Origin of the sequence: Megasphaera sp. UPII 135-E, from assembly GCF_000221545.1 — a bacterium.
Classification (GTDB): Bacteria; Bacillota; Negativicutes; order Veillonellales; family Megasphaeraceae; genus Megasphaera; species Megasphaera hutchinsoni.
This window is the reverse complement of sequence record NZ_AFUG01000004.1, coordinates 1-21771: the sequence shown is the minus strand read 5'-3', so window position 1 is coordinate 21771 and position 21771 is coordinate 1. Positions and strand designations below refer to the sequence as shown.

21 protein-coding genes are annotated in these 21771 nt (G+C 37.3%); 19 read left to right on the top strand and 2 right to left on the bottom strand.

All coding sequences use genetic code 11. The features are described from left to right. Position 1 precedes the first annotated feature (1 nt). The 4 genes from rbfA to HMPREF1040_RS00250 are packed head-to-tail and all read left to right on the top strand — an operon-like array spanning position 2 to position 3122. Positions 2 to 349 (top strand): 30S ribosome-binding factor RbfA, encoded by a 348-nt coding sequence (gene rbfA, locus HMPREF1040_RS00265; RefSeq protein ID WP_007391941.1) that lies wholly within the window; start codon positions 2 to 4, stop codon positions 347 to 349. Positions 350 to 353: 4 nt separating this feature from the next. Continuing rightward, positions 354 to 1298 (top strand): bifunctional oligoribonuclease/PAP phosphatase NrnA, encoded by a 945-nt coding sequence (locus tag HMPREF1040_RS00260; protein WP_007391935.1) that lies wholly within the window; start codon positions 354 to 356, stop codon positions 1296 to 1298. Continuing rightward, positions 1295 to 2173: a tRNA pseudouridine(55) synthase TruB gene (gene truB, locus HMPREF1040_RS00255; RefSeq protein WP_007391901.1), complete on the top strand. Its 879-nt coding sequence runs from the start codon at positions 1295 to 1297 to the stop codon at positions 2171 to 2173. The genes HMPREF1040_RS00260 and truB overlap by 4 nt, the downstream gene beginning before the upstream one ends. Positions 2174 to 2186: 13 nt before the next feature. Next, a complete protein-coding gene (locus tag HMPREF1040_RS00250; protein WP_007391910.1) occupies positions 2187 to 3122 on the top strand; it encodes a bifunctional riboflavin kinase/FAD synthetase in 936 nt (311 codons plus the stop codon). 256 nt (positions 3123 to 3378) lie between these two features. Here HMPREF1040_RS00250 and HMPREF1040_RS00245 read toward each other — a convergent pair whose 3' ends face one another. Continuing rightward, positions 3379 to 3768: a pyridoxamine 5'-phosphate oxidase family protein gene (locus HMPREF1040_RS00245; protein ID WP_007391948.1), complete on the bottom strand. Its 390-nt coding sequence runs from the start codon at positions 3766 to 3768 to the stop codon at positions 3379 to 3381. Positions 3769 to 4010: 242 nt separating this feature from the next. Then, a complete protein-coding gene (gene lgt, locus HMPREF1040_RS00240; protein ID WP_007391905.1) occupies positions 4011 to 4796 on the bottom strand; it encodes a prolipoprotein diacylglyceryl transferase in 786 nt (261 codons plus the stop codon). 100 nt (positions 4797 to 4896) lie between these two features. On the opposite strand from lgt, the gene HMPREF1040_RS00235 reads away from it, so the two are divergent. The 15 genes from HMPREF1040_RS00235 (at position 4897) to HMPREF1040_RS00165 (ending at position 21718) form a co-directional block, all read left to right on the top strand. Continuing rightward, a complete protein-coding gene (locus HMPREF1040_RS00235; protein WP_007391924.1) occupies positions 4897 to 6465 on the top strand; it encodes a glycosyl hydrolase family 18 protein in 1569 nt (522 codons plus the stop codon). Between the two features lie 70 nt (positions 6466 to 6535). Beyond that, positions 6536 to 9031, top strand: a complete 2496-nt coding sequence (leuS, locus tag HMPREF1040_RS00230; RefSeq protein WP_176604696.1) for a leucine--tRNA ligase — start codon at positions 6536 to 6538, stop codon at positions 9029 to 9031. Positions 9032 to 9074: 43 nt separating this feature from the next. Continuing rightward, positions 9075 to 9680: a CoA pyrophosphatase gene (locus HMPREF1040_RS00225; RefSeq protein ID WP_007391952.1), complete on the top strand. Its 606-nt coding sequence runs from the start codon at positions 9075 to 9077 to the stop codon at positions 9678 to 9680. A 434-nt stretch (positions 9681 to 10114) separates the two neighbouring features. Beyond that, positions 10115 to 11254, top strand: coding sequence for an acyl-CoA dehydrogenase (locus HMPREF1040_RS00220; protein ID WP_007391949.1), 1140 nt, complete (start codon positions 10115 to 10117; stop codon positions 11252 to 11254). 76 nt (positions 11255 to 11330) lie between these two features. Further along, the gene (locus HMPREF1040_RS00215; RefSeq protein ID WP_007391945.1) at positions 11331 to 12140 is read left to right on the top strand and encodes an electron transfer flavoprotein subunit beta/FixA family protein; all 810 of its coding nucleotides are present in this window, start codon (positions 11331 to 11333) and stop codon (positions 12138 to 12140) included. A 19-nt stretch (positions 12141 to 12159) separates the two neighbouring features. Beyond that, positions 12160 to 13176: an electron transfer flavoprotein subunit alpha/FixB family protein gene (locus HMPREF1040_RS00210; RefSeq protein ID WP_007391940.1), complete on the top strand. Its 1017-nt coding sequence runs from the start codon at positions 12160 to 12162 to the stop codon at positions 13174 to 13176. Positions 13177 to 13366: 190 nt separating this feature from the next. Next, complete coding sequence (locus tag HMPREF1040_RS00205; protein ID WP_007391938.1) at positions 13367 to 13906, top strand: biotin transporter BioY; 540 nt, start codon at positions 13367 to 13369, stop codon at positions 13904 to 13906. A gap of 312 nt (positions 13907 to 14218) precedes the next feature. Continuing rightward, the gene (gap, locus tag HMPREF1040_RS00200) at positions 14219 to 15235 is read left to right on the top strand and encodes a type I glyceraldehyde-3-phosphate dehydrogenase (protein WP_007391902.1); all 1017 of its coding nucleotides are present in this window, start codon (positions 14219 to 14221) and stop codon (positions 15233 to 15235) included. 23 nt (positions 15236 to 15258) lie between these two features. After that, positions 15259 to 16242, top strand: coding sequence for a sugar-binding transcriptional regulator (locus HMPREF1040_RS00195; protein WP_007391918.1), 984 nt, complete (start codon positions 15259 to 15261; stop codon positions 16240 to 16242). Positions 16243 to 16292: 50 nt separating this feature from the next. Further along, complete coding sequence (locus HMPREF1040_RS00190; RefSeq protein ID WP_007391893.1) at positions 16293 to 17315, top strand: type I glyceraldehyde-3-phosphate dehydrogenase; 1023 nt, start codon at positions 16293 to 16295, stop codon at positions 17313 to 17315. Positions 17316 to 17348: 33 nt separating this feature from the next. Next, positions 17349 to 18527: a phosphoglycerate kinase gene (gene pgk, locus HMPREF1040_RS00185; protein WP_007391955.1), complete on the top strand. Its 1179-nt coding sequence runs from the start codon at positions 17349 to 17351 to the stop codon at positions 18525 to 18527. A gap of 20 nt (positions 18528 to 18547) precedes the next feature. Continuing rightward, a complete protein-coding gene (gene tpiA, locus HMPREF1040_RS00180) occupies positions 18548 to 19300 on the top strand; it encodes a triose-phosphate isomerase (protein ID WP_007391947.1) in 753 nt (250 codons plus the stop codon). Positions 19301 to 19450: 150 nt separating this feature from the next. After that, entirely contained in the window at positions 19451 to 20080 is a 630-nt protein-coding gene (locus tag HMPREF1040_RS00175; RefSeq protein ID WP_007391931.1) for a DUF47 domain-containing protein, read from the top strand. Then, positions 20073 to 21062, top strand: a complete 990-nt coding sequence (locus HMPREF1040_RS00170; protein WP_007391895.1) for an inorganic phosphate transporter — start codon at positions 20073 to 20075, stop codon at positions 21060 to 21062. The genes HMPREF1040_RS00175 and HMPREF1040_RS00170 overlap by 8 nt, the downstream gene beginning before the upstream one ends. A gap of 206 nt (positions 21063 to 21268) precedes the next feature. Further along, positions 21269 to 21718, top strand: a complete 450-nt coding sequence (locus HMPREF1040_RS00165; RefSeq protein ID WP_007391960.1) for an Rrf2 family transcriptional regulator — start codon at positions 21269 to 21271, stop codon at positions 21716 to 21718. Positions 21719 to 21771: the final 53 nt, after the last annotated feature.

Sequence of the window (21771 nt, the reverse complement as noted above, 5' to 3'; positions counted from 1 at the left end):
GATGGGAGAATTACGCATCAGGAAAGTTCAAGAATTTATAAAGCAAGAAGTATCGGATATAATTTTACATGACATAAAAGATCCGCGGTTGGGATTTGTTACGGTAACGGATGCGAAGATTACCGGTGATTTACGGGAAGCGACAATATATGTTAGTTTATTTGGCAAGGAAACGCAAAAAAAAGAAACATTACAAGTATTACAGCGTTCAGCGGGATACTTTCGTAGTGAAGTAGGAAAGCGTTTAGGTATTCGTTATACTCCGTCGATTACATTTGAAGAAGACACATCATTGGATTATGGCATGAAGATAGATCAGTTGCTTCGTGATGTTGATAAGAAGGAGTGAGCTCATGAAGGTAACTCCAGAAGAAATAAAAGATATTTTACAGCAATATGAACATATTTTATTAACAGCTCATGTTAGTCCCGATGGAGATGCCATTGGTAGTATGATTGGCTTATATGGTTGTTTGCGTCAATGGGGAAAAAATACGGTGATGGTAATTGATGATGATATTGATGAACGATATGATTTTTTACCATCTGTAAAAGCAATTAGAAAACCCGCTGATGTAGTTACTGATAGCACGTGGCTTACGGTTATTTTAGATGCAACTGATCCTATGCGTACAGGGACTGTAGAAGAATTGATGCATGGTAAGGTATTAAATATTGATCATCATATATCCAATCGGCATTTAGCAGATTGGGAATACGTAGTACCTACATATGCTGCGGCTGGCGAAGTATTAACTGAATTATTTATACATTGGCACACAGAAATTACACAAGAAATGGCCAATGCTTTATATATGGCGATTGCTACGGATTGTGGATTTTTTAAGTTTGGTAATACGACGGGACATACGTTGAACATGGCTGCACAGTTAGTAGATGCAGGAGCACAGCCTAATATTATTTCGGTGGCGTTGGATGCAAAATGCATTGAGCAAATAAAAGTACTTGCGGAGGTGTTACAACAGATTGAGGTATATCAAGAAGGTCGTGTTGCGGGACTTATGTTTACACCGGAATTATTAGCTCACACAGGTGAGCATACGGGTGAGTATATTGATTATGTACGGATTATTCAAGGCGTTGAGATTGCTTTTATTATAAAATATGTGGCACCTGAAGAAACGCGGATTAGTTTGCGTTCTAAAAATGTAGATGTTAATAAAATAGCGGCTGTTTTTGGCGGCGGTGGTCATATAAGAGCGGCTGGTGCTACGGTTAAATTCTCTTTAGAAAATACAAAATTAGAATTATTAAAGGAAATTGCAAAAGCATTATGATACAGGGAATAGTAAATGTTATAAAGCCTACGGGAATGTCTAGTCATGATGTTGTTAGTCAGTTACGGCGTATATATGGGATTAAAAAAGTGGGCCATGCGGGAACGTTAGATCCACTGGCGGCAGGCGTTTTACCTATTTATCTAGGCAATGCGACACGTTTAATTGAATATGGCGATAGTGATATCAAGACATATCATGCAGAATTTATTTTAGGAATTGCAACGGATACAGAAGATGGAACGGGGCAGATTGTTGAACAAAAAGAAGTTCCCTTGTTAACGATGGATGAGATTCAATATGCATGCAATACTTTTTTGGGCCAATGTATGCAGCGACCATCACGGTATTCATCAATACATGTAAATGGCGTTAAAGCTTATAAATTAGCTCGGCAACAACAAGATTTTATTCTCTCTTCTCGGCCGATTCGGATTTATGATATACAAATGTTGACTTATTGCAATCAGAGAGGACGAATGATTGTGCGTTGTTCGAAAGGAACGTATATCCGTTCCTTAATTCGTGATTTAGGTAAGGCACTAGGAACTTGTGCATGTATGACTTATTTAGTCCGTACGGAAGCGGGGGTATTTCATATTGAGGATGCGATTACGTTGGAAGAATTGTCTATGCAGCCAGAGAAATATGTATTGCCTTTAGATACGGCAATTCAGCATTTACACAGATTGGATTTATCCGCAGCTCAATGTAAAGACCTGGTATGTGGTCGAGCCGTATCCTTTGCAGGGAACGAGTTGACACACCATATGGTAATACGGATATACGATCCAACCAAACGATTAATGGGAATTGGAACATTTGATCAAGCATATCAGTTGATAAGACCACATAAAATGTTTATACAAGTATGACGAGGTAAGGTATATGGAAATATTTCATTCATTTCAAGAAGTAAAAGGGTGTCAGCATGCAGTGGTGGCATTAGGAACGTTTGATGGGGTTCACATGGGGCATCAAAAAGTGATGCAAAAGGCAATTGAAGAAGCTGACATGAAAGGATATAAATCGGTAGTTGTTACATTTTCTGGACATCCTCTATCTGTCCTTCAGCCAGATAAGGAACCAGTTCGTTTAGCTACGATGGCACAAAAAATTCAGTATATTCAAGATGTAGGGATAGATGTTTTGGTTATACTTCCCCTTAGTTGGACGTTACTGAATGAAACGCCTCAGTCATTTTGTCAACAATTGTATAAGACTTTTCTTCCATCTGCTATTGTGGTAGGAACCAATTTTACATATGGTGCTGGTGCAGATGGTAATACGGATACGTTACGAGCATTCATGGAATTAGTACAGGTGCCTGTATATGTTTTGCCGTTAGTTTCATTTGATAAAAATAATATGCCTGTTAGCAGTACCATCATTCGCCAGTTAATTCAAGATGGAAAATTAGAAGAAACAACGCATTTATTAGGGAGACCTTTTTCTATTGTTGGTACAGTAGTAACGGGAGATAAGCGTGGACGGACAATTGGTTTTCCTACGGCTAATATGCATATTGAAAAAAATATGGCTGTACCAGCTGATGGGGTATATGTTTCTGAAGTAAAACATCAAGGAATTTTGCTACCAGCGATGACGAATGTAGGTGAAAACCCAACTTTTGCTAATCAATATAGACGTATTGAAACGTATATTTTAGATTGGCATGGTGATATATATGGACAGGATATGGAATTACGTTTTTTAAAGCGGTTGCGTGGAGAAGAACGATTTCATTCGGTAGAAGAATTAGTTGCTTGTATGAAACAAGATGAAGAAAACGTAAGAAATTATTTTCGTCAAAGAAGTAGATAAACATGTTTTATAGGATATATAATTATCGACATAAGCCGCAGGGATACGGATTATGTCGATTTTTTTTGTGCATATTATGGGAATATATAGTGTAAGGAAGGGTGTAAATGCTTTTTCGGTAATGTATTTATTTTTCTTACAGAAAAATAAACCGGTGTAGAAAAAATTATATAAAAAAGTATACCAAAAAAGCGTACTCGACATTTCAGAGAGTACGCTTTTTTATGATGTTATAGAGAATACAATAAAGTTATTCTTATTCTTCAATTAATTTACCAGCTAGCGGGCCAGAATCTAAGGTATACATTTTTTCGATATCAATAATAACAGCAGCCGCTTTAGGTGCAGTACCGACTAATTCTTTTGCTAAATCCATTTTTGCTTGATCGGTATAACTGGTTGCTTTACCGGTAAAACGGAATCCTTTATTAGCTTCGCGATCTACAAATGCTACAGAAATTTTACCATTTGCTTTGATATTGGCATGATGTTGTCCATTTGTGTTTTCACAAAAAATCAAATGGGTGTCATCTAAAACTCGCATGGTCCGTTTTGGTCCAATATTAGGATTTCCTTGTTCGTCAACAGTCGCGATGTAAGATAATTGTACTTTGATTAAATCTTTCATTTCATCGGTTAATTTCATTGGTTACAACCTCCTTTGTATAAAGACATATGTCATACTACATATATAAATTTTCTATGCTGTGTAGGAGATGATCAAAAAAGAAATACTCCTTACTGATAATTATTATAATAAATATCAATAATTTAGTCAATATATATTCAATTAAAATATATTTTAATTGAATAATATACATGAATTTTTGCTATAAATTTGATATACATATACAGTATAAAGTAGATATAAGGAAAGTAAGTAGATAGTTATTTATTTTGGAAAGAAGGCATACCCTTATATTGCAAGATGAAAAAAATGATAATTGCTATTATCCCTGCAATAAGAGCGGTCAGTTGAGCTGATTTTAATCCGCTCACAATGGTAAAATAATCTCCTCGCAGAAATTCCAAGAAAAATCGTTCGATACAATACAAAAAAACATACAAACAAAATACTTGCCCTCTTTTATGGGGAAAAGAACTATAAAATAACAGGATGACAAAAAGCAGCACATCACACTGACTTTCCCATATTTCAGCAGGCCAAAGGGGTTGATGACCATACGTTTGGTAGGCTAAAGTGGTTTCTGGATACAATATGCCAAAAGAACCACCAGTGGGATGACCAAAGGCATCGCCATTCATCAAATTTGCCATGCGTCCTACTGCTTGTCCTAAAATAATAGCAGGAGCTAGCGTATCGGCAAAGGCCCAGGTAGGGATATGATGTTTTTTTGTGTACCAAATACCAGCTAATGTTCCAGCTATAATGCCGCCTTGAATAGCCATTCCGCCTTGCCAGATAAAGGGGATTTCTAGTAAATGATGTTGATAGTATGCCCAATCAAAGAAAAAGACATCCCAAAGGCGACCACCAATAATTCCAGCGAGACCACAACATGTGGCAAAATCAAATATGTGTATATGCCAGCCATGTCCTTCTTTTTGGGTTAACGCATAGCCCACAAGGGCTGCACAAATAATCCCTAATAAAAAAAGTAGTCCGTATGACCGAATAGGGAATGAACCGATAAAGAATAAATACTGATGCAAGATAATACCTCCTTGAATATGATATAATTAGGATAACTATTTGTGTCTTTATTATACCGCATAAGAAGACAATTTCTAGTCTTGCGTAGGAGGTATTGTCATGAAAGTATATTCCATATGTATTGCTATGTATTGTTGGGCCAGTCTTTTTTCCGTAGGGGCTACGGCACCGGCTGATAAATTAGCACGGCCTTTAGTTCATCAGGTAGAAGATCTAGGGATAACATCGCCTGTAAAAGTCTATGAATATAAGGGGCAATGGTTAGTTTCTCCTGAGGCCTTGTCCCAGCTTGGGATATATTCTATCGGCGGTAGTCCGACATATCGTTTTCGTATACCTTGGATTGCCTTACATAGTGGGGAACCTCCATATACATTCGCAGATATTACTTTGCCACGTCATAAAGTACAAGGAAAATGGTGGATTAATGTTAAAAGAGCGGCTCCAGTATTGGGGATGTATATGAGAAATAGTGGAAAAGAACAAGTTCTTTTTAGCACTCATATTGGTATGAAGAAACCAGCTTCTTTAACTATTTTTCCATCAGGACCACCAGTTTCTATTAAAGGGAGTGTACTACTGTGGGACCCTTTGTTTCTAGGGGAAAAGTTATCGCCCGTTAAGGGAAAGGTAATAGTATCGCCTACGGCTTTTCGAGTAACTGCGAAGGGACTTAGTTTACGTAATTCTAATTTGGATCAATTGGCAGAGCAATATGAAAAAAAAGGATATACTATGTGGCCTCTTGTTGATAATGGCTTTTCACCTCAAGTTACTAGTGCAATTTTGCGTTCCTCAGAAGTACAAGAAAAAATTATAGAACAATTGATTGGTTATGCCTTGGTGTATCATTTTCGTGGGTATAATTTAGATTTTGAAAATATTAATTATAGTGATAAAGAGCGATTGACCGCATTTGTTTCACAGTTAGTCGCACGGTGTCATGCTTATGGCATTGTCATTTCTATGGATATCACTCCGCATTCGCCGAGTTTACGGTGGTCGAAAGTATATGATAGGAAAGCATTAGGTAATGTAGTGGATTATGTGGTTCTTATGGGATATGATCAGGTGGGAAAAAATAGCTCAAAACCTGGTCCTGTTGCGACTTATCCATGGGTAGAAAAAGCAATTCAGTCGTTACTTAAAGAAGTTCCTGCAGAGAAAGTTATTTTGGGTATGCCTTTATACATGCGTATATGGTATAGTTCATACGATGGCAGGGATTTACCTAAAAAAGTAGAAGAATGGCCGCCAATTGAAAGAGCTGCATTCGTTGAAAAAACAGATAATCCTATGAATAATGGACTAGCAGCCGGTTTTTCCGAAACGGTTACGCTTTTATTGAAAGAACTTTCAGATATGGATAGTAATACGACCCAAAATACACAGCCTGGAAGTAAAAAATTGTTTGTGCACACGTTGAGCTTAGCAGATAGTTTTGTAATTCGTCAAAAATATAAGGAATATATTCATTGGGATAAAATACATCAACTGTATTATATGGATTTGCCTTTACAGACTGGTCGAGTACAAATTTGGTTTGAAGAAGAGAAATCGTTGCAAGCTAAAATGGGATTAATTAAAAAATATCAGTTAAGTGCAGGTGCGTTTTGGCGAAGTGGATTTGAACCAACAGAATTTTTTAAAAATTTTAATGTTCTTTAATTGACTTCAAAGAAGGAGAACACTATAATAATTAACATATATATTGATTTAATAAGCAGAATTTAGCTATATGAAGGAGGTCATACTATTGGAAAAATATATACCCAAAGATATTGAAAAAAAGTGGCAAAAAAAATGGTTAGACGAAAAATGCGATCGTTGTGAAGGGGATTCGCAAAAACCTCCATATTATGTATTAGAGATGTTTCCTTATCCTTCGGGAAACTTACATATGGGTCATGTACGCAATTACACTATTGGTGATGTAATTGCACGGTATCGACGAATGTTAGGATATAATGTATTACATCCTATGGGCTATGATGCCTTTGGTATGCCTGCGGAAAATGCGGCTATACAGAATCACATTCCGCCATCGGAATGGACATTTAAAAATATTCAAAATATGACGCGTCAGCAACAGGCGTTGGGATTATCTTATGATTGGGATAGAGAAGTTGCCACGTGTCATGAAGACTATTATAAATGGACACAGTGGATTTTTGAATTATTTTATAAAAAAGGATTGGTATATCGTAAAGAAGCAAAGGTAAATTGGTGTGAAAACTGTCATACCGTGCTTGCAAATGAACAGGTTATTGACGGAACGTGTTGGCGTTGTGATCAGCCTGTTGTAAAAAAGAATTTAAAACAGTGGTTCTTTAAAATTACTGATTATGCAGAAGTTTTATTGGATGATTTGGAATTATTATCAGGTTGGCCTGAACGCGTTAAAACGATGCAGAAAAACTGGATTGGACGTAGTGAGGGGACGGAAATCACCTTTGCTATTCCTACTATACAGAAAAGTGTAAATCTATTTACAACGCGTCCTGATACCATATTTGGTGTTTCGTATATTGTGTTAGCACCAGAACATCCGTTAGTGGAATCGCTTATTAGAGGCAAAGCAGAAGAAGCTGCGTTGCGTTCTTTTATTGATCGCATGAGAAATATGAGTGACATAGAACGTACATCGACAGAAACCGAAAAAGAAGGGATGTTTACAGGTTCTTATGCCGTTAATCCTTGTACGAGACAGGAAGTACCTATTTGGATAGCTAATTATGTTTTGCCTGATTATGGCACTGGTGCGGTAATGGGTGTTCCAGCCCATGATCAGCGCGATTGGGAATTTGCACATAAATTTGATTTGCCTATCCATATTGTGATACAAAATGAAGGGAAAACGCTTACTGTCGATAATATGAGTGAACCGTATACTGATGCGGGGGTGCTAGTTCAATCAGGAACATTTGATGGATTACAAGATAAGGAAGCTCGTAAGGCGATTACAGCATGGTTGGAAGAACGAAAATTAGGTCATGGCACAGTTAATTATAAATTACGAGATTGGTTAATTTCGCGACAACGCTATTGGGGTGCACCCATTCCTATTATATATTGTCCTACCTGTGGCGAACAATTAGTGCCAACATCAGATCTACCAGTACGGTTGCCTGAGGATGTGAATTTTATAGCAGGTGCGGTTTCGCCGTTGGCAACGAGTGATGATTTCTTACATTGTACTTGCCCAACTTGTGGGGGACCAGCTATGCGAGAAACCGATACGATGGATACGTTTGTATGTTCTTCTTGGTATTATTTGCGGTACACAGATGCACGAAATAAAACGGCCGCATGGGATAAAGAAAAAGCGGATCATTGGTTAGGCGTTGATCAATACATCGGGGGAATTGAACATGCTATTTTGCATTTGATGTACTCTCGTTTTTGTATGAAAGTTTTCCATGATGCTGGATTAGTGTCAGAAAGAGAACCGTTTAAACGGCTATTGACACAAGGTATGGTATTGATGGATGGCAGCAAGATGTCGAAATCAAAGGGAAATGTGGTGTCACCAGAAGATATAATTGAACAATATGGTGCAGATACAGGAAGGCTATTTATTTTGTTTGCCGCTCCGCCTGAACGAGATTTGGAATGGTCGGAACAAGGAGTTGAAGGATCTTATCGTTTCTTGAATCGTGTATGGCGTATTGTTGAACAGTATTTACAATTGCCTAAGGATGAATCCAGTGAAGCGTTGTATAGTGAAGCGGAAAAAGAATTGCGTTATCAAGAATTTATGACCATAGATAAGGTTGGTAACGATATCCAGGGAAAAGATGGTCGGTATGGATTTAATACTGCTATTAGTGCTATTATGGAATACGTAAATGCTTTGTATGCTTATGCAGGAAAAGAAAATAAGATACATCAAGCAGTGGCAAGCGAAGCTATGAGTAATTTACTTAAGTTATTAGCACCATTTACACCTCATATTGCCGAAGAATTGTGGCATCAAGCTGGATTTGAGGGCAGTGTACATCAGCAGTCATGGCCGATTGTTGATAAAGAAGCGTTACGGGTAGAAGAAATGGAACTTCCTATTCAGATTAATGGTAAAGTTCGCGATCGTATTACCGTATCTGTTGATAGCACAGTAGAAAATATTCAAGAGATGGTTATGCAGCAAGCACATGTGCAAGAGCTGATTGGTGATAAAAAGATAGTGAAATGTATTATTATACCTAAAAAGATTATTAATATTGTCATTAAATAAAAAACAGCAGGAGAGTTATCTCCTGCTGTTTTTAGGAGGACGTATGAAACGTAATACATCTGGGAAGAATAGACCGGTATGTTCTATCTCTATTTTGCAAACTATTCCGTGTGCCGTATTAGTGCCGCTTGTTTGGAAAGATGGGGAAGAATGTATTTTATTAGAAGTACGTAGTAAGCAATTGACTTGGCAACCTCACGATATTTGCTTTCCTGGAGGAAAGATTGAATCGCTGGATACATCTCCAGAAGCGGCCGCAGTACGAGAAACTTCAGAGGAATTAGGGATATCATTAGAGCATATACATATTGAGAGACCTTTAGACTATGTGGAATCACCTATAGGGGTTACGGTATATCCATTTGTAGCACATGTGGATACCTTGGTATGGCAACCTAATAAGGAAGAAGTAGAAGAAATTCTAGTGGTTCCTATATCAGTACTTATGCAAAATCCACCTCAAGTAGCGACTTTTTATTTGCAAGGAAAACCGGATCAACAGGCACAGGAGATATTACAGTTGCCTGATGAATGGCAGCCGCGAACATCGTATTATGTGAAGATTTTTACATATAAAGAATATAAAATATGGGGAATAACGGCTTATATTCTTGACAACTTTATGGTGAGTCGTGCTATAATTACATAGTAAGCTAACCTTAATATTTGCAATCACTATAATTCGGTTTACGTAATGTTTTCTAGGCGTTACCGCACAGATGAATGTATAAATTCAATAAAAGGGTGATGTCTAGAGGAAAGGCTGGCAGGAAGGATGAAAACTAATATTGAAAATAACTATTGTGATGGTTAGCTAGACCTTAAAGGTCTACAACTTTTATAAGTATGAAAAAAGAGAATAATAAGTATGATGATTTTATTCTTGTGCTATTGATTTACAATGTGAAAAGTTGTACAATTCATGTATAAGTATTTTGGCTATGTCTAAACAGAAAAAAATAATGCAATCATTTAACGTAAGTCATGGCTAAAGTCAAGTGTGTCAGAATCCGGAACTGGCTGAATGTAAATTTAGTTTACTACTAATACCATATATTGATGATATTAAGGAGAGTGACCATCATGAATTTCAACTTAACAGACGTGCAACAAGATTTTCAAAAATTGGCAAAAGATTTTGGTGAAAAAAAATTATTACCAACTATTATGGAACGTGATCACAAAGGGGAATTCAATGAAGAGCTAGTACGAGAAATGCTTGCTTTAGGATTGACTGGTGCATATTTTGAAGAAAAATATGGCGGTGCAGAATGTGACGTACTTAGTTATATTTTAGCGGTAGAAGAATTAGCTAAATATGATGCAGGAATGTCCATTACCTTGTCGGCTACGGTGTCTTTATGTGCTAATCCGATTTGGCAATTTGGTACAGAAGCACAGAAAGAAAAATTTTTAACACCTCTCGTTGAAGGGGAAAAATTGGGCGCTTTTGGTTTAACGGAACCGAATGCAGGTACGGATGCATCAGGACAACAAACAATTGCTGTGAAAGATGGCGATTCGTATATTTTAAATGGCTCGAAAGTGTTTATTACTAATGCTGGATTTGCTGATATTTATATCGTATTTGCCATGACGGATAAAACAAAAGGCACGAAGGGGATTAGTGCATTTATTGTTGAAAAAGGAACAGAAGGCTTTACCTTTGGTAAATTAGAACACAAAATGGGTATTCATACATCGCAAACTATGGAGTTAGTATTCCAAGATGCAAGAATTCCTGCAGAAAACCTCTTAGGTAAAGAAGGCGAAGGATTTAAAATTGCAATGATGACGTTAGATGGTGGTCGTATTGGAGTTGCTGCACAAGCTCTTGGTATTGCTGAATCAGCATTACAGGATGCAGTAGAATATTCGAAACAGCGTGTTCAATTTGGTAAACCGCTTTGCAAATTCCAATCTATTGCATTTAAATTAGCCGACATGAAGATGAAAATAGAAGCGGCACGCAATTTGGTATATAAAGCAGCTTTCAAAAAACACGAAGAACAATCTTTTACCGTAGATGCAGCAATTGCAAAACGGTTTGCATCAGATGTGGCAATGGAAGTTGCTGTAGAAGCTGTTCAAATCTTTGGTGGGTATGGTTATAGTGAAGAATATCCAGCAGCTCGTCATTTGCGTGATGCGAAGATTACACAAATTTATGAAGGTACCAATGAAGTTATGTTGATGGTAACTTCAGGAGCATTATTACGGTAATAACGGATCAAATGGGCATAGTTTTGGGATAAAATTATGCCCATTGAAATAAAGTTATTTTAGGAGGAAAACGTAAATGGAAATATTGGTGTGTGTGAAACAAGTTCCGGATACAGCAGAAGTAAAAATTGATCCGGAAAAACATACGGTCATTCGTGCCGGTGTACCGAACATTTTCAATCCCTTTGACCAAAATGCGTTAGAAGCAGCACTGCAATTAAAAGATGCTGATGATAGCGTAAAAATTACTGTATTGTCAATGGGACCAGAACAAGCTAAAGACGTATTACGTGAAGGCTTGGCAATGGGAGCTGATGATGCATTTTTGGTTTCAGATCGCAAATTAGGTGGTTCTGATACATTAGCAACAGGCTATGCCTTGGCTACGGCTATTAAAAAATTAGCTGCGGATAAAGGTATTGATATGTTCGATTTGATTTTATGCGGACAACAGGCTATTGATGGGGATACAGCACAAGTTGGTCCTCAGATTGCTAGTGAATTAGGTATTGCACAAATTACGAAAGCAGCTAAATTAACCATTGAAGGTGGTACATCCGTTCGTGTTGAACAACAGCATGAAGAAGGCTATATTGTAACTGCAGCAGCATTCCCTGTTTTAATTACCGCTTCAAAAGACTTAAATGAACCTCGTTTCCCGACTATTCGTGGTACGATGAAAGCGAAACGTCGTGAAATTCCAACGCTGAGTGCAGCGGATATTGGCATTGATGAAGTACGTATCGGGTTAAGCGGTTCACCGACAAAGGTTCATAAAATTTTCACTCCGCCTCAAAGAACACAAGGCGAAATCTTTTCAGCAGAAGATGCACAAGCTAATGTGGATCAGTTGATGGAAAAATTAATTGCACAGAAAGTTATTTAATTGAGGAGGTATAGTGAAGATGGATTTAGCAGAATTCAAAGGCGTATATGTAATAGCTGAACAATTTGAAGGTACATTACGTAACGTTTCCTTCGAACTGTTGGGACAAGCTACAAGATTAGCTGAAGGTCTTGGCGAAGAAGTTGGCGCTGTTTTGATTGGCTATGGAGTAACTCCATTGGCCCAAGAACTGATTAAGTATGGAGCAAAAAAAGTATTCGTTTATGATGATGAATCATTAAAAGATTACAATACTACTGCTTATACAAAGGTTCTCCAAGATTTTACAGAAAAGCATAAACCAAATGTTTTCTTGATTGGTGCAACAAATACGGGTCGCGATTTAGGTCCTCGTGTTGCTAATGAATTAAAAACTGGTTTAACTGCAGATTGCACAGAACTTGGTGTAGATAAAGATGCAAAAACAATTATTTGGACTCGTCCAGCTTTAGGTGGCAATATCATGGCTGAAATTATTTGCCCTGATCGTCGTCCTCAGATGGGTACGGTTCGTCCGAATGTATTTAAAAAGCCAGAACCAAACGAAAATGCAACTGGCGAAGTTATTTCCGAAAAAGCTGAATTAACAGATAAAGATTTCTTAACAAAATTTGTTGAATTAATTCGCGTTGGTGGCGATGGCATCAAAGTAGAAGAAGCAGATTTTGTTGTTGCTGGTGGTCGTGGCATGAAAGAAGAAGACTTCAAAGAAGGTGGTTGCTTAACTGAATTAGCAGCTGTTTTAGGTGGAGCCGTAGCAGCTTCTCGTGCAGTAACGGACCAAGGATGGATTAATCCGTTGTTCCAAATTGGACAAACTGGTAAAACGGTTAGCCCCAAATTATACGTTGCTGCAGGCATTTCTGGTGCTATTCAGCATTTAGCAGGTATTCTTGGATCGGATTGCATTATCGCTATTAATAAAGATGAAGATGCTCCTATTTTCAAGGTATGCGATCTTGGTATCATCGGAGATGCGCATGAAGTATTACCGTTGATTACAGCGGCTGTAAAGAAACATAAAGGTATTGCATAAGCGATTTTCTCCTATAAAAAAAGGATGACTTAAAAGTCATCCTTTTTTTTTGTATAGTAAAGGTTAGCAATATGGAGTGAGCAATATATTTTTTATTGTCAACAAAAAATAAAATGATATGTTGTTAAAAAGTATAAGGTTTGATATAATTTAACCGCAGTATGATATATTTTATATAGGGGGTGTTTTGATGGGCAAGTCTTCATTGCGTGTGCGGGAATTGACTTGTATGGCTTTATTGGTGGCCCTGAATTGTATTTCAGCATATTTAATTATTCCGTTGCCTTTTACGGAATCACCATTGGCACTACAAACATTAGTTGTCAATATAGTAGGCTTTTTATTACGACCAAAGCAAGCTTTTATCGTAATGGGGGTATATATTTTATTGGGTTTAGCAGGAGCACCTGTTTTTACAGGCGGTATGTCTGGTTTTGGAAAAATGTTTGGTCCCACTGGTGGATATATTTGGGGATTTTTACTTGCAGCAACTATTATTTCTATCTTGAAAGGAAATACTTATCAGTGGAAAAGATTTGCCTTAGTTAGCATTCTTGTGGGGATTCCTGTTATTTATGTGTGTGGAGCGATACAACTGCAAGTAATGACACATATGCCATGGCGCCATGTTTTGTACATTGGTGTATTGCCTTTTATTCCGTTGGATATTGTAAAATGTTTACTTGCTGTGGGAATAGCAAGGCCTATTTTAAAAGAGTTAACAATATAATCCATGCATTATATTTTGTTATTATGTGTAATTGTGAAATGAATGATGGGTGTGATAAAAAAAGAGATTTTCTCAAGGGAAATCTCTTTTTTTATACGTAGTTATTTTGTTTTGTTAAACTTACATATATTTATTTTCAAGAAATAGTATAGCGTATATATCATTGATTTTGTATACATAAACAGTGTATGATAGAGATATCTATTATAGTATCATGTAATCATATTTAAGTGATATAGGTTTTACTATATTACTTATAAGGACGAGAAAAATAAGGAGAAAAACTTTTTTCTCGTATAAGGAGGATGTATAATGGCAGTAAAAATTGGTATTAGTGGTTTTGGTCGTATTGGGAGATGCACCTTTCGTACTTCTTTATTACATCCAGAAGTAGAAATAGTTGCAGTGAATAATCGTTCTATTGGACCTATTATGGCCGATTTATTGAAATTTGATACAGTACATGGCACATGGGATCATGATGTATCATTTGACGGAGAAAAACAAGCATTAGTCGTTGATGGACGATATATTCCCGTTACCAATGCTACGGATCCAGCAAATATTCCATGGCAAGATCATGGGGTAGAGGTTGTTGTAGAATCCACGGGTAAATTTAGAGATAAAGAAATGGCGGGAAAACATCTACAAGGTGGTGCAAAAAAAGTCATTATTACGGCACCTGGAAAAAATGTAGATGCGACATTAGTCATGGGAGTTAATGAAGAAATGTATGATCCGGCAACACATCATGTTATTTCTAATGCCTCGTGTACTACTAATTGCCTGGCACCTATTGCGAAGGTCTTATCTCGTGAATTTGGTATTGTTCGAGGAATGATGACGACGGTTCATTCTTATACGAATGATCAACACTTAGTAGATGGTGTACATAAAGATTTGCGACGTGCTCGTTGTGCAACTCAATCAATTATTCCTACATCAACAGGTGCGGCTAAAGCAGTTGCATTAGTATTGCCTGAATTAAAAGGTAAGTTCAGCGGCATGGCAATGCGTGTTCCTACACCTAATGTTTCTATGACCGATTTAGTGGCTATTTTAGAGCGTCCAGTTACCGTTGAAGAAGTCAATGAAGTGCTAAAAAAATGGGCAGAAGGGCCGTTACAAGGAATTTTAGCTTATACGATGGATCCTACCGTTTCTTCAGATTATATTAGTGATTCTCATAGTGCTATTGTCGATGCATTGGATACGGATGTGGTAGAAGGGACGATGGTTAAAGTGGTCGCATGGTATGATAACGAATGGGGATATTCATTGCGGGTAAATGATTTAGCATCGTATATCGCGTCGCGTGGTCTTGCATAAAGATGTTACTCCGTGAGGACAAGATGGATACCGTGTATATGCTGGAAAAAATAGTGCCTGATGTAATGGGAATTATACGAGAACGTTACATGCTTTTGCGATATATTTCCGAATCTGAACCTATAGGTAGACGTGCGTTAGCAACTATGTCTGGATTGTCAGAACGAGTTGTGCGAGCTCATGTGGATGTCTTACGACGTAGTGGTATGGTTCATTGTACGACCCGAGGGATTATGATGGAAGTACAGGGAAAACGTATTCTTCCTGATATAGTTAACTATTTTTTGCAAGATTATCGTTTAGTTGAAATGCGACAAGCGATTTGTCAATATTTTGGCTTAAAAGAGGTAATTATTGTTCCTGGTGATAGTGATATAAATCCGCTGGTAAAAGAAGAAATGGCTCGACAAGCAGCTATCTTGGTGAGCGATATCTTGGGTAAAGTAAAGTGTGCGGTTGTTAGTGGTGGATCTACGATGGCGTTAGTAGCAGATTGTTTACCATTGAGTCGTAGTCATACGATGATATTGCCAGCCAGAGGTAGTATGGGCAATATAGTTGAGTTACAAGCAAATACGATTGCTGCTGGTATTGCTAAAAAAATACAAGGGTCTTATCGTATGATTCATTTACCAGAAGAAATTAGTGAAGCAGCTTTGCAGTTAATGTTAAAAGAAGATGTGCAATTACAGCAAAATGTTACTTTAGCACAGTCTGCACAAGCCGTTATTTTTGGCATTGGACGGGCCGATTTGATGGCAAAAAAAAGAGGGCTTTCTAAGGAAAAACAGCAGTGGTTGCAGCAACAGCGGGCGTGCGGCGAAGCATTAGGCACATATTGTACACAAACAGGTCGTATTATAGTAGCTAATAATAAATTTGGCGTTTCATTACTTAATATAAAAAAACATGCTTATATTATTGCCGTTGCGGGTGGTACGCAAAAAAAGTGCGGCGATTATGGCTGTATTAAGTGCGTGCCGTACGGGTATTTTTGTTACAGATGAAGGAGCGGCTATGCAGATATGGAAAGTAATGAGTGGAAAGGATGGAAAAGATGATAAAAATAGGCATTAATGGTTTTGGGCGTATTGGACGAAGTGTGTTTAAATTGGCACAACGATACAGAGATACGATTACGATTGTGGCAATTAATGATATAGGTACAGCGAAACAAATGGCACATTTATTAAAATATGATAGCATTTATGGGGTTTTTCCACATAACGTAACCTATGATGATCGGCATATTATAGTAGATGATGAAGCTTATCCTTTATTTCAAGAAAAGGATTGTAAGAACGTGGATTGGCAAGCCCTAGGAGTAGATATACTTATTGAATCTTCAGGGCAATATTCAGGCCGAGTTCAGCCATCTTCGCAAGAACGGTTACCTTTAGGCGGAACGGTAAAAAAAGTTATCATTACATCTCCTTCGACAATTGATGATATAACTATTGTGTTAGGTGCAAATGAAGAAGCATATCAGCCACAGCGACATCATATTATTTCCGGTGCTTCGTGTACTACATGCGGGTTAGCGGCAATTTTACATTTAATGGATGAAACATTTGGTGTAAAACGGGGTATGACTACGTCTGTTCATTCGTATACAACGGATCAAAAAATTTTAGATGTTTCCCATCGAGATTTACGTCGTGCACGTGCTGCAGGTATGTCGATTATTCCTACTACTACTGGTGCAGCTGAAGCTATTACGAAAGTTTTGCCTCGTTTTCAAGGCAAGCTAACTTGTCATGCCGTACGCGTACCAACACCTGATGTTTCGATAATTGATATTGTTCTTGAATTGCAGAAAAACAATATTACTCTTGATGAATTAAATGAAACTTTCGTACAAGCATCGCAAGGAAAATATAAGGGAATTATTGGGACAAATCAAGATGAATTGGTTTCTGTTGACTATCGCGGAAATGAAAATACAACTACGATTGATTTACCGTTGAATATGGTCATGGATTCGGGATTGGTAAAGATTATTGCATGGTATGATAATGAATGGGGTTATGCTCGCCGTGTAATTGATTTGATTGAGTTTATCGTCAAAAAGGGATTATGAGTTTTACGTAATCTCGATACAAAGGAGAATGGTATGAAAAAAACAATTCGGCAACTATCTGTTGCTAATAAAAAAGTGTTTATGCGGGTCGATTTTAATGTACCTTTGGATGAACAAAGGCATATTATCGATGATACGAGAATACAAAAAACATTACCTACGATTCGATATGTATTAGAACAAGGGGGGGCTGTTATTTTAGCTAGTCATTTAGGACGTCCCAAAGGAAAACGGCTGAAAGAATTTTCTTTACAACCTGTTGCAGAACGGTTATCTGAATTATTACAACAGTCTGTTACCATGGCACCTGATTGTATTGGTGAGGCGACAAAGGAACTGGTTAGTAAAATGAAACCAGGCGACATTGTTTTGTTAGAAAATTTGCGTTTTCATGCGGAAGAAGAGAAAAATGATCCGGATTTTGCAAAACAATTAGCGGCACTAGGAGATATAGGAGTAAATGATGCGTTTGGCTGTTGTCATCGGGCACATGCATCGGTTTCGGGTATAGCGGCTTTTTTACCGATGGTAGCGGGGCTGTTATTAGCAAAGGAAATTCAATTTTTGGGAGAAACCGTAACTAATCCAGAACATCCCTTTGCAGCAATTATTGGTGGTGCAAAAATTTCAGATAAAATAAATGTTATCGATCATTTATTAGATAAAGTAGATGTCATGATTATTGGTGGTGGCATGGCAAATACATTTTTACTTGCACAAGGCTATGCTGTGGGAAAATCATTGGTTGAAATGGATAAGATTGAATTGGCAAAAAAACTTTTACAAAAAGCCAAACAAAAGAATGTTCATTTTTTACTCCCTGTAGATGTGACCGTTGCGTTTAATTTTGCTAATGACAGTGAGTATGTGGTGACAAATCTTAACGATATTCCTCAAACGGGTATGATTTTAGATATTGGGACACGTTCGCAGGCTATTTTTGCAGAAGCTTTGAAAGATATGAAGACTATTATTTGGAATGGTCCTATGGGTGTTTTTGAAATGCCTCATTTTGCTTTAGGAACACAAGCGGTAGCTAAGGCAGTAGCAGATGCATCTGCGGTTTCTATTGTCGGCGGCGGCGATTCTTTGGCTGCTATTAATCAAATGGGACTAGCTGATGCGATTACTCATATTTCAACAGGTGGTGGGGCTTCATTGGAATATTTAGAAGGAAAAGCTTTGCCCGGGATTATCGCTTTGCAAGACTGAGTAAAGAAAGGAACGAGGATATGAGAAAAACAATATTAGCTGGCAATTGGAAAATGAATCAAACCAGTTCTATGGTACATGCGGAATTACAATCGTTACTACAACAGTTGCCAGCGGTACAGGCAGAGATTATTGTTGCTCCTTCATTTTTATATATTACACAGGCAATTCAGCTTACTAAAGAATCGCCGATTCATATTGCGGCACAAACGATGCATTGGGAAGAAAAAGGTGCTTTTACAGGTGAAGTGTCGCCGATGATGCTAGCTGATGTGAATGTTACTCATGTTATTTTAGGGCATTCAGAACGGCGTATGTATAGTAATGAAACGAATGAAACGGTACATAAAAAAGTACAAGCTGCACTTGCACATCAATTGATACCTATTATTTGTTGTGGTGAAACGCTAGAAGAGCGAGAAAAGGGACAGATGGAGTCTGTAATATCGACACAAATACGGTGTGCTTTGTCGGGTGTTAGGGAAAACGAACTAAAACAATGTGTTATTGCGTATGAACCAGTTTGGGCAATTGGTACGGGAAAAACAGCTACACCTGAACAAGCACAGGAAGTGTGTGCATTTATTCGCTCATTAATCGTAGCAATGTATACAAAGGAACAGTCTGAAGAAGTTTCTATTTTATATGGAGGTAGTATGAATGCTACTAATGTTTCACAACTTCTCAAGCAACCTGACATTGATGGGGGATTGATTGGGGGGGCAAGTTTACGTGCTGAAGATTTTTTAGCTATTATTAAACAAGTACCATAAGTTATTGAAAATGTTTGCGTAAGGTAATTTATTTTTCGTAGTTTAGTTTTTGTGTTTTATTCGGCGGTAATATAGAATAATAAAGTGGTGTATGATATAATCTTAATGATTAATATTGTGATTATATTTTTGTGAGGAGACGCGAATACGATGGCATTTCATTTAAAGCCGAAAGAAGAAAAGTTTTTTTCCTTATTAGATCAGCATGCAACATTAGGTTATGAGGCTGCAAATTTATTGTGTCAAGCCATGCATGAAGAGATCGCGAAAGATGTAGCACTAAAGAAAATTGAAGCATTAGAAAAAGAAGCAGATATTTTAGTTATGGAAACGATGAAGCGGTTACAAAAAACATTTATCACGCCTATGGATCGTGAAGATATTCAACAGTTGATCGATCAATTGGATATGGCCATTGATAGTATTAGCGATATCATGGATAAAATGTGTATTTATAATGTAGGGACGGCTACGGAAGGCGCTAAACGAATGACACTTATCACTTCGAAAGCAATGAAAGAAATCAGAAAGTCCATGGGATATATGAAAGATTTGAAAAAAAACTATTTAAAAGTAGAAGCGAGAAGTAAAAAAGTATTAAAATTAGAACAACAATGTGATGATTTATATCATCAAGAAATGGCATATCTATTTACAGAATGCAAGGATCCTATTGAAATCATTAAATGGAAAGAAATATTGCAGTCGATTGAAGATGTTACCGATGATTGTGAAGATTTAGTTATTACATTTAGAAAGGTTGTTTTAAAATATGCCTGAACATTGGTTGATTTGGTTAATCGTATTATTAGCAATATTGTTTGATTATATTAATGGATTTCATGATACGGCCAATGCGATTGCAACGAGTGTATCGACACGAGCTATATCCCCTAGAAATGCTATTTTTATGGCGGCGATATTGAATTTTACGGGAGCAATGGTTAGTACGGGTGTAGCTAAAACCATTGGTGGGGATTTAGTATCACAACCATCTGAAATCAGCTTAGAAGTTATTGTAGCGGCGTTAATCGGAGCGATCATTTGGAATATTGCGACATGGTATTTTTGCATTCCTAGTAGTTCTTCCCATTCTCTTATCGGCGGTGTAATTGGTGCTGTATGCATTAGCGTAGGACCAGCGGCACTTGATAGTGATGGTATTGGTAAAATTATTTTATCGTTAGTGTTATCACCAGTGATAGCATTGGCAATTGGTTACTTAGTAATGATTGCTATTTTGTGGATTGTTCGCAATCGTTCACCATTACTGTTGAATCGGCAATTTCGTAAAATGCAGTTATTATCAGCCAGCTTAATGGCGTTTTCACATGGTGCCAACGATGCACAAAAAGCTATGGGAATCATTGCTTTAGCTTTAGTTACGGGTGGTTATTTAGAGGCTATGGAAATTCCTATTTGGGTAAAACTGGCTTGTGCTACATCAATGGCATTAGGAACTTCCGTTGGTGGTTGGCGGATTATTTCTACGATGGGAACCAAAATTTTTAAAATGGAATCGATTAATGGCTTCGCAGCAGACCTTAATTCAGCATTAGTTATTTTTGGTGCTACTTTTTTGCATTTGCCCGTTAGTACGACTCATGTTGTGTCAGGGTCTATTATGGGTGTAGGATCAGCTAAACGAGTACGTGCTGTGCATTGGGGTGTTGCTCGTAGTATGTTAATTGCATGGGTTGTAACTATTCCTATTAGTGCAGCTATATCGGCAGGTATTTATTGGCTTCTTTCACTTATTTGATATAAATAGGCAGCAATTAAAATGATTGCTGCCTATTTTAGCTATTGCAGTGTATCAGGAGGTACAGATAAAGAAGGTAGTAATTCAGTGAATGTTATAAAAATAAAAAATAATAAATTAAAAATAACAAAAAGAAAAATCATGAAAACTATACTTTTATTGTATCTTATTGTATAATTTATTATATAGAGAGGAGCTGAAACTGCATGAAATTAAATCAGGCAACGGATTATGCTTTTCGAATGGTTCTATATTTAGCATCACTTCCAGAAGGTGCTAAAATAACCGGTGCATCGTTAGCAGAAAAGCAAAATATTCCAGAACGCTTTTTATTAAAAATAATGCGTAGTTTAACTGCGGCAGGGATTATGAAATCATATCGAGGAGTAGAGGGTGGCTTTGCATTAAACAGAAGTGCAAAAGAGATTACGTTGTTTGATGTAATTGAAGCGGTAGAAGGACAAACGGAATTACAACGATGTCTACAAGATCTTGGATCCTGTACGCGTGCATGTAGTGGCATGTGTTCTATTTATACTGCATTTGCAGATATTCAACGTGATTTAGCAATGAAACTGAAATCTATTAATTTTTATGATTTAGCAGCACAAGAAGCAGATGCGATGGGAATTGAATTTCCTCAGAACATAGAATAATTAATACGATCTATATGTAGCAATAAAAAAGAAAGGACAGTAGAAAAAAACTA

Coding starts and splice junctions, on each gene's coding strand:
- rbfA (WP_007391941.1), top strand. CDS start 2: ATGGGAGAATTACGCATCAGGAAAGTTCAAGAATTTATAAAGCAAGAA.
- HMPREF1040_RS00260 (WP_007391935.1), top strand. CDS start 354: ATGAAGGTAACTCCAGAAGAAATAAAAGATATTTTACAGCAATATGAA.
- truB (WP_007391901.1), top strand. CDS start 1,295: ATGATACAGGGAATAGTAAATGTTATAAAGCCTACGGGAATGTCTAGT.
- HMPREF1040_RS00250 (WP_007391910.1), top strand. CDS start 2,187: ATGGAAATATTTCATTCATTTCAAGAAGTAAAAGGGTGTCAGCATGCA.
- HMPREF1040_RS00245 (WP_007391948.1), bottom strand. CDS start 3,768: ATGAAATTAACCGATGAAATGAAAGATTTAATCAAAGTACAATTATCT.
- HMPREF1040_RS00235 (WP_007391924.1), top strand. CDS start 4,897: ATGAAAGTATATTCCATATGTATTGCTATGTATTGTTGGGCCAGTCTT.
- leuS (WP_176604696.1), top strand. CDS start 6,536: ATGAAGGAGGTCATACTATTGGAAAAATATATACCCAAAGATATTGAA.
- HMPREF1040_RS00225 (WP_007391952.1), top strand. CDS start 9,075: ATGAAACGTAATACATCTGGGAAGAATAGACCGGTATGTTCTATCTCT.
- HMPREF1040_RS00220 (WP_007391949.1), top strand. CDS start 10,115: ATGAATTTCAACTTAACAGACGTGCAACAAGATTTTCAAAAATTGGCA.
- HMPREF1040_RS00215 (WP_007391945.1), top strand. CDS start 11,331: ATGGAAATATTGGTGTGTGTGAAACAAGTTCCGGATACAGCAGAAGTA.
- HMPREF1040_RS00210 (WP_007391940.1), top strand. CDS start 12,160: ATGGATTTAGCAGAATTCAAAGGCGTATATGTAATAGCTGAACAATTT.
- HMPREF1040_RS00205 (WP_007391938.1), top strand. CDS start 13,367: ATGGGCAAGTCTTCATTGCGTGTGCGGGAATTGACTTGTATGGCTTTA.
- gap (WP_007391902.1), top strand. CDS start 14,219: ATGGCAGTAAAAATTGGTATTAGTGGTTTTGGTCGTATTGGGAGATGC.
- HMPREF1040_RS00195 (WP_007391918.1), top strand. CDS start 15,259: ATGGATACCGTGTATATGCTGGAAAAAATAGTGCCTGATGTAATGGGA.
- HMPREF1040_RS00190 (WP_007391893.1), top strand. CDS start 16,293: ATGATAAAAATAGGCATTAATGGTTTTGGGCGTATTGGACGAAGTGTG.
- pgk (WP_007391955.1), top strand. CDS start 17,349: ATGAAAAAAACAATTCGGCAACTATCTGTTGCTAATAAAAAAGTGTTT.
- tpiA (WP_007391947.1), top strand. CDS start 18,548: ATGAGAAAAACAATATTAGCTGGCAATTGGAAAATGAATCAAACCAGT.
- HMPREF1040_RS00175 (WP_007391931.1), top strand. CDS start 19,451: ATGGCATTTCATTTAAAGCCGAAAGAAGAAAAGTTTTTTTCCTTATTA.
- HMPREF1040_RS00170 (WP_007391895.1), top strand. CDS start 20,073: ATGCCTGAACATTGGTTGATTTGGTTAATCGTATTATTAGCAATATTG.
- HMPREF1040_RS00165 (WP_007391960.1), top strand. CDS start 21,269: ATGAAATTAAATCAGGCAACGGATTATGCTTTTCGAATGGTTCTATAT.